7 protein-coding genes are annotated in these 10,622 nt (G+C 43.0%); 4 read left to right on the forward strand and 3 right to left on the reverse strand.

What is annotated here, in order from left to right; all coding sequences use genetic code 11:
- The first annotated feature begins 137 nt into the window (after window positions 1–137).
- From modB to ribD, 3 genes are all read left to right on the forward strand, one after another.
- Complete coding sequence (gene modB / locus VE944_RS18365; RefSeq protein WP_324979868.1) at window positions 138–1,949, forward strand: molybdate ABC transporter permease subunit; 1,812 nt, start codon at window positions 138–140, stop codon at window positions 1,947–1,949.
- 277 nt (window positions 1,950–2,226) lie between these two features.
- The gene (locus tag VE944_RS18370; RefSeq protein ID WP_324979870.1) at window positions 2,227–2,826 is read left to right on the forward strand and encodes an MBL fold metallo-hydrolase; all 600 of its coding nucleotides are present in this window, start codon (window positions 2,227–2,229) and stop codon (window positions 2,824–2,826) included.
- A 222-nt stretch (window positions 2,827–3,048) separates the two neighbouring features.
- Window positions 3,049–4,287, forward strand: a complete 1,239-nt coding sequence (gene ribD, locus VE944_RS18375; RefSeq protein WP_324979873.1) for a bifunctional diaminohydroxyphosphoribosylaminopyrimidine deaminase/5-amino-6-(5-phosphoribosylamino)uracil reductase RibD — start codon at window positions 3,049–3,051, stop codon at window positions 4,285–4,287.
- 42 nt (window positions 4,288–4,329) lie between these two features.
- Here the strand turns inward: ribD and VE944_RS18380 are convergent, their stop codons facing one another.
- The 3 genes from VE944_RS18380 to VE944_RS18390 form a co-directional block, all read right to left on the reverse strand.
- A complete protein-coding gene (locus VE944_RS18380; protein WP_229556876.1) occupies window positions 4,330–4,548 on the reverse strand; it encodes a hypothetical protein in 219 nt (72 codons plus the stop codon).
- 429 nt (window positions 4,549–4,977) lie between these two features.
- Entirely contained in the window at window positions 4,978–6,825 is a 1,848-nt protein-coding gene (locus VE944_RS18385; RefSeq protein ID WP_324979876.1) for a protein kinase domain-containing protein, read from the reverse strand.
- Window positions 6,826–7,353: 528 nt separating this feature from the next.
- Entirely contained in the window at window positions 7,354–8,400 is a 1,047-nt protein-coding gene (locus VE944_RS18390; protein ID WP_324979879.1) for a tellurite resistance TerB family protein, read from the reverse strand.
- A 462-nt stretch (window positions 8,401–8,862) separates the two neighbouring features.
- Here VE944_RS18390 and VE944_RS18395 point away from each other — a divergent pair.
- Window positions 8,863–10,622, forward strand: a 1,760-nt coding sequence (locus VE944_RS18395; RefSeq protein WP_324979882.1) for an alpha-amylase family glycosyl hydrolase, incomplete at its 3' end; no start/stop codon positions are given.

Raw genomic sequence — 10,622 nt, forward strand, 5'->3', positions numbered from 1 at the left:
CAGATCCCCGACTTCTTAAAGAAGTCGGGGATCTGATTTTTTAGGAGTTGTTATGTAACTTACCAACTTTTACCAACATATTTTAACTAAAGTTGGTAAATTAGGAATTAGTTGAGCTAATTCTTCCCTCCGCAACTATGCCATTGGATTTATCGCCTCTTTGGATATCACTCAAAACTTCATTACTTGCTACATTTATCACATTCTTCTTGGGTATCGCTGCTGCCTACTGGATGCTGGGATATCGTGGCAAAGGTAAATCGTTGATTGAGAGTATCTTTATTGCGCCACTGATTTTACCACCTACGGTTGTCGGCTTCTTGTTGCTGCTATTTTTTGGCAAAAATGGCCCTGTAGGGAAACTCATGGAGACTTTTGACTTCAGCATCGTCTTTACTTGGTATGGTGCAGCGATCGCAGCTACCGTAGTTGCTTTCCCTTTAATGTATAAAACTACATTGGGAGCTTTTGAACAAATAGATGATAATTTACTGCGAGTAGCCAGAACCCTTGGTGCAACTGAAACCACAATCTTTTGGCGCATTAGTTTTCCCCTAGCATTACCCGGAATCGCAGCCGCCACAATGCTCGCTTTTGCCCGTGCTTTGGGAGAATTCGGAGCGACGCTGATGTTGGCTGGTAACATTCCCGGACAAACGCAGACAATCCCAATGGCGATTTATTTTGCTGTGGAAGGGGGAGCAATGAATGAGGCGTGGTTCTGGGCGATCGCAATTATGGTGATTTCTCTATCTGGAATTATTGCAGTCAACTTTTGGCAAGAATTGAAGGAAAAGAAGGGGGGAGTAGGGAGTGGGGAGTGGGGAGTGGGGGGAGCAGGGGGAGAAAATATTTATACCCCGGACTCTAGCTTTGAATCTGGTGGATTGTTTGTCAACATTGAAAAAATACTTCCTAGCTTTGATTTAAAAGTCGCTTTTACTACTGACGATCAACCCTTGGGATTATTGGGGGGTTCTGGAGCAGGTAAGAGCATGATTTTGCGCTGCCTTGCGGGGATAGAAACGCCCACCAGAGGACGCATAGTTTTAAATGGCAGAGTTCTGTTTGACTCAGAGCAAGGAATTAATTTACCCAGTCGCGATCGCCGTATTGGTTTTTTAGTGCAGAATTACGCTCTGTTTCCGCACATGAGTGTGGCCCAAAATATCGCTTTCGGCTTGCCCAAAGGACTATCGGCTGGGAGCATTAAAGTGCAGGTAGAACAGCAACTAATAGCGATGCAGTTGCAGGGATTAGGCGATCGCTATCCGCACCAACTTTCTGGAGGCCAACAACAACGGGTAGCTTTAGCAAGAGCATTAGCAAGTCAACCGGAAGCATTACTTTTAGATGAGCCGTTTTCAGCACTTGATACCCATCTACGTAGTCAATTAGAGCAGCAAATGACAGAAACTCTGGCTGCTTATCAAGGTATGACTCTATTTGTCACCCATAATATGGAAGAAGCTTATCGGATTTGCCCAAATCTGTTGGTATTGGAGCATGGTAGAGCCATTCATTATGGCAGCAAACACGATATTTTTCAGCATCCTAGTACTGTTAGTGTCGCCCAACTTACCGGATGTAAAAACTTCTCCCGCCTTATTCCTCAGTCATCGCAACAAGTGGAAGCGATTGATTGGGGTTGTAGCCTGAAAGTAATTGAACCACTCAAGAGCGAATTATCTCACATCGGCATTCGTGCCCATCAGTTCATTTTTACCAACGACTCATCACAGGAAAATACCTTTCCCTGCTGGTTAGTGCGAACAAGTGAAACGCCTCACCGGATGACGTTATTTCTCAAACTACATTCGGCTAGCAAGAATTCTCAAGATTATCATCTGCAAGCTGAAGTATTCAAAGAAAAATGGGCGACGATGAAAGACCAAGCTTTTCCTTGGTATGTGCGTTTAGATCCTCTGCGCTTAATTTTGATGGAATGAATGCAGAGATGCACCATACAGGGGAAGTGCAGAACCTCTATGTTCACTAGACACTCGCTGATATTTTTTGGCGCTCAATCTCATTCGCCCTTATACCTCCCTCGATGTCTAATTGCGATTATACGAAAATTTCTATAAACAAGATTAAAAACATAATATCGATAGACTTATCGTTGTATATTCAAATTTGAGATTCAGAGGGAATGCAACCTTATAATCTATATACTTAATTATTGATATAAATAGTCAATTACTGAAGTACTGATCCAGAATCATCATGAAATCTTTGCACCGTCCCGATCTCTATAGCTGGTCTAATTTCAATCCGGCAAGAAATATTGATTTCAATGGGATTGCCTGGATTCGCCCAGATGGCAACATCTTGATTGACCCAGTAGCCCTATCAAACCATGATTGGAATCATCTCAAATCCCTCGGTGGTGTAGTTTGGATTGTGCTGACGAATTCTGAGCATGTCAGGGCAAGTAAAGAAATTGCCGATCAAACTTATGCTAAAATAGCTGGCCCTGTGGCAGAAAAAGATACTTTCCCTATACCTTGCGATCGCTGGCTATCTGACGGTGAAGAATTTGTACCTGGGTTAAAAGTAATTGAACTCCAAGGCTCGAAAACTCCGGGTGAATTGGCTCTGTTGCTCGAGGAGACAACTTTAATCACAGGGGATTTAGTCAGGGCACGCAAAGCAGGTAGTTTAACAATTTTACCAGATGACAAGCTGCTGAATCGAGAGGAAGCTGTTGCTTCTGTTCAAAGATTAGCAGAACTGAGTCGCGTAGAAGCAGTGCTGGTGGGGGATGGTTGGCCAGTATTCCGCGATGGACGCGATCGCTTAAAGGAACTTGTAGCAACGCTGTAAATGGTAGGGTAGCACAGCTAGCTGTGCTACCCTACAGGAGATTGTGGTTCAAATATATGAAAAAGGCTGTAAGAATAATTGTGATACAGGCTCATACAAGTTAAGACAGCTAAATAATAGCGCCTGGATTTGACTCTGTTTAATTACCCTGAGCAAAGGGCGATTCTCCTGTGAAAAGGCTGTGCGGTCGCGTGCAGAATATTTACAGCGTTGCCTAAAATTATGGATAATTTCCCAGTGGTCGCTCAAGCAGATGCATTCTTAGCAAATTACACTCAGGAAAATATACATCTAGTGGAGTCAGCAGTTGGATTGAATTCACCACCAAAGGAAAAGATCGGAAGTGACTTTGACTCTCGCATGATGCTGCGGTGTTTGGAACTTGCTCGCCGCGCTTTAGGACGGACTTCGCCAAATCCGTTAGTGGGAGCGGTGATTGTCAAAGATGGCGAGATTATTGGCGAGGGGTTTCATCCTCGTGCAGGTGAGCCTCATGCAGAAGTGTTTGCCTTGAGAGCAGCAGGCGTTGGCGCAGCCTCTCCCCAGGAGAATCGCGCTCGTGGTGCAACAATCTATGTCAGCCTAGAGCCTTGCAATCACTACGGACGTACTCCCCCGTGTTCGGAAGGGTTGATTCAAGCAGGGGTGGCTAAAGTGGTTGTGGGTATGGTTGATCCCAATCCCCTGGTAGCTGGAGGTGGTATTGCCCGTTTACGTGCGGCGGGGATCGAGGTGTTGGTAGGAGTAGAAGAAGCAGCTTGTCATCAGCTAAATGAAGCTTTTGTGCATCGCATTCTCTACAAACGACCTTTAGGAATTTTAAAATATGCCATGACTTTAGATGGCAAAATTGCTACTACCTCTGGTCATAGTGCGTGGGTAACAAGCCAAGAAGCCCGCAGTGAAGTACATCAGTTGCGGGCGGCTTGCGATGCAATAATTGTCGGTGGTAATACAGTTCGACAAGATAATCCTTACTTAACCACCCGTCAGGTGGAAGCACATAATCCCCTGCGGGTGGTAATGAGTCGCCATCTCAACTTACCGGAAAATGCCCATCTGTGGCAAACTGCGGATGCTCCAACTTTGGTGTTGACAGAGAAGGGTGCTAATCCCGACTTCCAAGAACTGTTGCTCAAGCAGGGGGTGGAGGTGGTGGAATTAACATCACTTACACCAGATAAGGCTATGGCGTACTTGTATGAGCGCGGTTTTTGTAGCGTCTTGTGGGAATGTGGTGGAACCCTAGCTGCTAGTGCGATCGCTCAAGGAGCAGTACAAAAAGTTTTGGCATTTATTGCCCCGAAAATTATTGGTGGTAGCATTGCTCCCACGCCTGTAGGCGATTTAGGTTTTACTACCATGACTGAGGCCTTGTCTTTAGAACGTGTTCGTTGGCGTGTAGTCGGCTCTGACTGCTTAGTGGAAGGTTATTTTCCCCAAAAAGTCAATAGTCAATAGTAATAACACTTGACTATCAATCAATTAATCGTGATTTTGCTATCATGAGCACTGACGTTCATGGGCAATATCACGTATAAGGGCTAGCCGAGATTGAATGTAGTGGCACAGATAATCAGTTTCGTTAGAATCTAACAACACTTGTGTTTCGGTTTGTTTCACTAACCACTGCACCAAACTAGCATCATCCAGTTGTAAGAGGAGCTTGGCTTGGGCTGTTTCAACCACTGACCAAAGCTGACGCATGATTTTAGGAGTCATCAGACCTCAATTGAATAATTAGCTTTGCTGTCTTTACATTACACAATTACAATCGCACTTTACGACATGAATGTAGAAGCTGAGACAAGTATTATTAAAAACTTAATAATCGTATTTATAACTTTATGAAGATTAAGAATTTGAAACTCAGTTTTGAAAATGGGAATTGGCTATTAAGTAAAACGGCGTAAATAATTAAAGGTTTGTAGTAAGAAGTTTAGTCCTAAAAGCAGGCTGAAGTTCTTAATACGCAATCGATTACAATAATTTTACATTATTTAACATAGTTAGATTTATTCGCACCGACTTACTTAGTTACGACTCATAATTTAACTAATGACTAATGACTAACAACTAACTATATTGAATCCTAAATCTGTGTTGTAAAATACAAAAATCTAAATTTTTAGGACAATGTTTACAACAAAATCAACACCTTTTGGCTGTAGATGGCCTCACAAAATCATGTAAATTTTCATCCCAAATGCTAATGTAAATAAAATTACATTGTTGGCGGATAATCTGACCTTTGACTGAGCCATTATTAAAACTAAAATTATCAGACTGACGCTGTTGTACCTGTTTGAGTCCCTGCTTTATATCTTCAGTGGCTTGTCCACCTAACATTCCATTCAAGGTAGTCTCCATTACCTGCGCGTCTACCGATTCGGCAAAAGATACCTCAGTTTGACGCAGTACTTTAGAATTACGATCAAATAAGTAGCCAAGGTCAATTTTGTTTGGCACTAGTTTGTAAACGACAGCACGGGTATTACCCCATGCGCCTCTTAAATCTCGATTTGGTTTGCCGAGGGTAGCTTCTACAATGTTTCTTGGTGTACCTGTAGGGAATGCGGGAACGCTTTGCCTGCTGGTAGTGGCAGCTAATTTACTACGCGGCTTTTTCTGTGGCGTGGAACGCATTTCTGGTGTGGGAACTGGGCTGGCATTGCCTAAAGCAGGCATTGCCTCATTCTCTGCTTCTGGCTGTGGTGTGGATACTACTGGCGCTGGAGTATCTGAAGTTACAGGCTCTTCTTCTGGCTGTGGTATAGATACAACTGGGGGATCAGAGGTTGGCAAAGGATTGGAAATTACTCGCCGTCGTGCTGGTGAAGTTGGTACAACTGGGACTGGAGAAGTTTCCTCCGAAAGGGGCGCTTCAGTAGATGCAGGAGAGGGCAAAGATTCTGGCGATGGGGTGGGGCTTGTGGCAATGGTTGTTTCTGGTTGTTGCTGACGAGTGATGTTAGAAATTGCTACTACACTAAGCAAGCCGCCTATGAGCAAACTACCAACAATCACAGCAGGTTTTTGCCAGTTTCCACCAGAGGAAGACGGTGCAATTGCAGAATTTTTTTGCGGTGAATGCAATACCTGGGTTTGTCTCGATGTAGTGGGAGAAAAACTAACTGTGGGAGTATTTGCAGCTAACTCAGTAGGTATATTAGTAGGAGACTGCAAAGCATGTAGCATTTTACTAGCAGTGCTGTAGCGATCGCCAGCATGAGGCTTAATAGCTTGATTGAGCACCGCCGCCCATTGGGAAGAGACATGAGGAGCGTAATCTTGCCAAAGTATTTCCCCAGTTTTGAGATCAGTTTGTAGTTCTTGCGGGTGTTTGCCAGTCAGCAGATAAACCGCCGTTAAGCCTAAACTGTAGATATCTGTAGCGTAAACTGGGCGGCCAACAGCTTGTTCGCTAGGCATATAACCAGGCGTACCAATGACAAGCGATCGCGTCGGGTATCCTGGAGAACTCACCACTGAACGGATTGTTTCTTTGACTGCACCAAAATCAATCAAAACTGGCTTGCCATCAACAGAACGGAGAATAATGTTCTCAGGCTTAATATCCCGGTGAATAATGCCTTTGCTATGGACATAATCTAAAACCGAAAGCAGACTCAAGAGAATTTGGCGAACAGCAGTTTCACTCTCAAATCCTTTGGCTTCGACAATTTTTGTCAATGTTTGCCCGTGAATCCATTCTTGGACGAGGTAAAATTGCCCATTCTCAGAAAAGTAGGCGTAGAGTTTCGGAATTTGGTTACTACTTTCACCCAGAAACTCCAAGGTTGCTGCTTCCCGTTCAAACCGTTGTTGGATAATTTGGTAGGTTTGCGGGTCATTATTGGTTATCGGTTTTAGTTGCTTGATTACACAGCAACGGCGAGAAGGCATGTGGACATCTTCAGCCAGAAAGGTTTCGCCAAACCCACCAGCGCCGATTATCTGGATAACTTGATAGCGATTATTTAGCAGGGTTAAAGTCATGAAAAATCACAAGCGTAGACACCGGAGACATTTTGCCTCTGGGCTTGTCGTCAGACATGGCCCTTTTCAAATGTACATCAGATGAGGTCATGAGTTATGGATACTACACCTCTTACAATCTATCCCCTTTTCCACATCCCGTGAAAAGTCAGGTTGAGCGATCACATTTGCTTGTTGAGCGACAGCATTTGCTTGTTAAGCGACAGCATTTGCTTGTTGCGTTCATCCGACGAAATAGCTGATTAACCAAGGTTTTACCCCACCCTAACCCTCCCCTTATAAAGGGGAGGGAACTAGATTTTTTGTTTCCTCTCAAAACATCGGGGGGATTAAGGGGGGTAATTAGACTTGTGTGTACACCGTAGCTTTAGTAAGGAGAGGGGATTTGACTTTTGTCAAAAGCAGGGTGAAGTTAAAAACTATATCTATATGTTATTTAATTCACATTCCTTAGTTTACTGAAGCAGACTTTAGCTTGTAGCCTTGAACTTTAGTTCCAAGCGGGTGACAAAGCCAACATTTTATGCCCTAAGTAAACTCTATAGTCTCAACAAACTCTAAAATACTCTCCTTGATGTCTTCAGCTTCTTCTTCAACAGAATCGGGAGTTTCGCCGTTAATAAAGCTGTGCTGACTACTAACTATATACAAAAATTCACCACTGATAAAGGTGAGTAGCCCCCGGTAAGCGTCTAATCTAATCGCAGTTCCATTATTTTCTTGCTTAGAAATCGTCGAACCTTTGGGCATATCGATTAGCACGTAGTAAGCGCCTCGCAAAGTGTCTGCCAGATATTCGGTATACTCCACAGAAGCATCTGGGACATTGGCAAAAATTGCCTGGGGTACATACTTGTCTACTAAAATTGTTTGTAAATATTCTTCTTGTCCAACAGACTCCAGTTCCTCTAACTGTTCTAGAGGGAAAGGATAATAATCGATTCTCAGCAGAGTACCGATGTCATCAGAAAAGCCAACGACTCCTTCCTGACTTTGAATTCTACCGCCCTGCTCCGGATCAACCGGAATCGGCACAGCAAAATTACCTAAAGGAGATTGATATGTCTGTTCGCTAAAATCTTCTATGACTACTGTCTCATCTTCGTCATCTGTATATTCTTCTTCTGCTTCCTTAAAGGCTGCAATTACCTCCTTAATGATTTCCTCTGCTTCTTCATCTTCAAGTTCCAAGGCTGCTTGTAGCTTTTTGAGGTAAGGTTGTTTCGATTTGGGGATGGCGAGTTCATCGTCTAAAAGCACTATCACCCCAGCAGCAAAACCATCCAGCACTAATTCATCTGAGAGAGATACTTTGGCGACATTAAACAAAGGCCCAATTCCCTCTTCTTCTGCAATGCCAATGAGTCTATCAACTATTTCTGTAATTTCATCTTCTGAGTATTCCTCAAAAACCTCAAATTCCCAAAGGATACCTGCTAAACTTTCTGCATCTACATCTTCAATCAATGAATCAGCGATCGCAGTCACAGTTGCGATCGCCGCCACCGCTTCCTCTGGACTTAGCGATTCCTCTGATGTCTTTGGTGAGTTAAAAACCTTGTCATACTTGGTCATAAATGCTACCTAAATTAATTCCTTGATAGTAATAACAGATTGAAAGTGACAATGGTCAGTTTACCAATGAAGCGAATTTTCTAGAGAAAAAGTTGGCTACTATTGCTCAGGTATAACAAAATCTTATTGACAGCTAATCTTCAAGGACTTGAGGTCTTCTAAAATCTGTTGTCGAATATACACTTAAACACGAGTTAGGCTCAATATTTACCGCAAGTCAACTTAATTAAATATTGTAAATTTTTGTTATAAAGCAATTATCCTCAATAACTGCTCTATTCCTTTGTTTTTATCCTCTAGCAGATGAATTATATCTATCGATAGAATTATAAACTAGCTAATGATAGATACTTACACCGTGGGACGGATGTCACAATACCAAAGTTTGTAGCAACACACAATACTCGAAACGTTGTACTGTTGGTCTACAACTATGAATTACATGAAATTTTGAGTTCTTTTATGGTACAAACTCCTCCATCTCAGTTTTCACCAGATCAATATAAAGTTGATTCTGCACAAGAAAAAGTAGAAGCTATTATAGAAACACCAACAACAGACACTGAGATTGACTTAGAGTTTCTTTATACTAGAGATATTGAATTTCGTCAGGAAACCATTTACTTTCTTGTGGTCGATCGCTTTTATGATGGCGATCCAGATAACAGCGAAGGTGCAAACTCAGAACTGTACGATCCAAGTAGACAAGATTGGGGTAAGTACTGGGGTGGCGACTTGCAAGGTGTCATCGATAAATTAGATTATCTCAAAAACATGGGAGTGACAGCGCTTTGGTTAACTCCACTGTTTGAACAGGTTGAAGAGTTATTTGTTGGAAATGCAGCGCTACATGGCTATTGGACAAAAGACTTTAAGCGGCTCAATCCTCGCTACATTGCTGATGGAGAAAATCCTTCTTTAAACGCTACACAAGAAGAAAAAAATACGACCTTTGATCGGTTAATTGCAGAACTGCACAAGCGGAATATGAAGCTAGTGCTAGATATTGTCTGCAACCATAGCAGCCCTGACACTAGCGGTAGTAAAGGGGAATTGTATGATGATGGCGTCAAAATTGCTGATTTCAATGATGATGTTAATCATTGGTATCACCATTACGGCGAAGTGCAAGACTGGGAAGACGATTGGCAAGTACAGAACTGTGAACTATCTGGTCTAGCAACCTTTAATGAGAACAATACGGAATATCGTGAGTATATCAAGTCAGCCATTAAACAATGGCTAGACCGGGGTGTGGATGCATTGCGGGTGGATACTGTCAAGCACATGCCTATCTGGTTTTGGCAAGAATTCACTGGTGATATGACCAATCACAAACCAGATGTATTCATTTTTGGTGAATGGATTTACAGTAATCCTACTGACGATCGCTCAGTGGAATTTGTTAACCACTCAGGCATGACACTGCTAGACTTTGGGTTGTGCGTGGCAATTCGAGCCGCACTAGGGCAAGGTTCAGAAATGGGATTCCAGACAATTCAATACATTTTTGACCAAGATTATCGCTACAACGGGGCAACAGAGTTAGTTACCTTCATCGATAATCATGATATGTCCCGCTTCCAATCGCTGAACCCCGATCCAGCGATGTTGAAGGTTGCGATCGCCTTAATTATGACCTGTCGCGGTATTCCCTGCATCTATTACGGTACAGAACAATATCTGCATGACGATACCGATGGCGGTAACGATCCGTATAACCGCCCGATGATGGAAAATTGGGATACTGAGACTGAAATTTATCGTTGCATCAGGCTGTTGTCTGGCTTACGGCGACTGAATCCAGCCGTATCAATGGGTAGCCACTGGCAAAAATACTTAACAGCAGATATTTACTGCTATGTACGCCGTTATCGTGACTCTGTGTGTTTTGTAGCTTTAAACCGGGGAGGAGAAGTTACTCTAGCAGAAGTAGAAACAGAATTGCCCGATGGAGAACATACTTGCGTGGTGACTCGTAATAAGTATGAGGTGAAAGACGGCAAGATTTATAATCTGGTATTAGAAGAACGGGGAGTGCTTGTTTTCAGCCGCGTTGGGGAACGGATAAAAGCACAGACAATTGTGCGCGTCCAACTCACTGGCGTGGATACCAAACCCGGTGAAATCATTGTGGTAACAGGAGATTGCCCAGAGTTGGGTAACTGGGATATCAGCAAAGCATATCCTTTAGAGTACATCAACCCGAATACTTGGTCTGC

This window comes from Nostoc sp., from assembly GCF_035638895.1.
Classification (GTDB): domain Bacteria; phylum Cyanobacteriota; class Cyanobacteriia; order Cyanobacteriales; family Nostocaceae; genus Nostoc.

What these genes read in the sequence shown, in the direction of transcription:
- modB (WP_324979868.1), top strand. Translation starts at nt 138, where the DNA reads ATGCCATTGGATTTATCGCCTCTTTGGATATCACTCAAAACTTCATTA.
- VE944_RS18370 (WP_324979870.1), top strand. Translation starts at nt 2,227, where the DNA reads ATGAAATCTTTGCACCGTCCCGATCTCTATAGCTGGTCTAATTTCAAT.
- ribD (WP_324979873.1), top strand. Translation starts at nt 3,049, where the DNA reads ATGGATAATTTCCCAGTGGTCGCTCAAGCAGATGCATTCTTAGCAAAT.
- VE944_RS18380 (WP_229556876.1), bottom strand. Translation starts at nt 4,548, where the DNA reads ATGACTCCTAAAATCATGCGTCAGCTTTGGTCAGTGGTTGAAACAGCC.
- VE944_RS18385 (WP_324979876.1), bottom strand. Translation starts at nt 6,825, where the DNA reads ATGACTTTAACCCTGCTAAATAATCGCTATCAAGTTATCCAGATAATC.
- VE944_RS18390 (WP_324979879.1), bottom strand. Translation starts at nt 8,400, where the DNA reads ATGACCAAGTATGACAAGGTTTTTAACTCACCAAAGACATCAGAGGAA.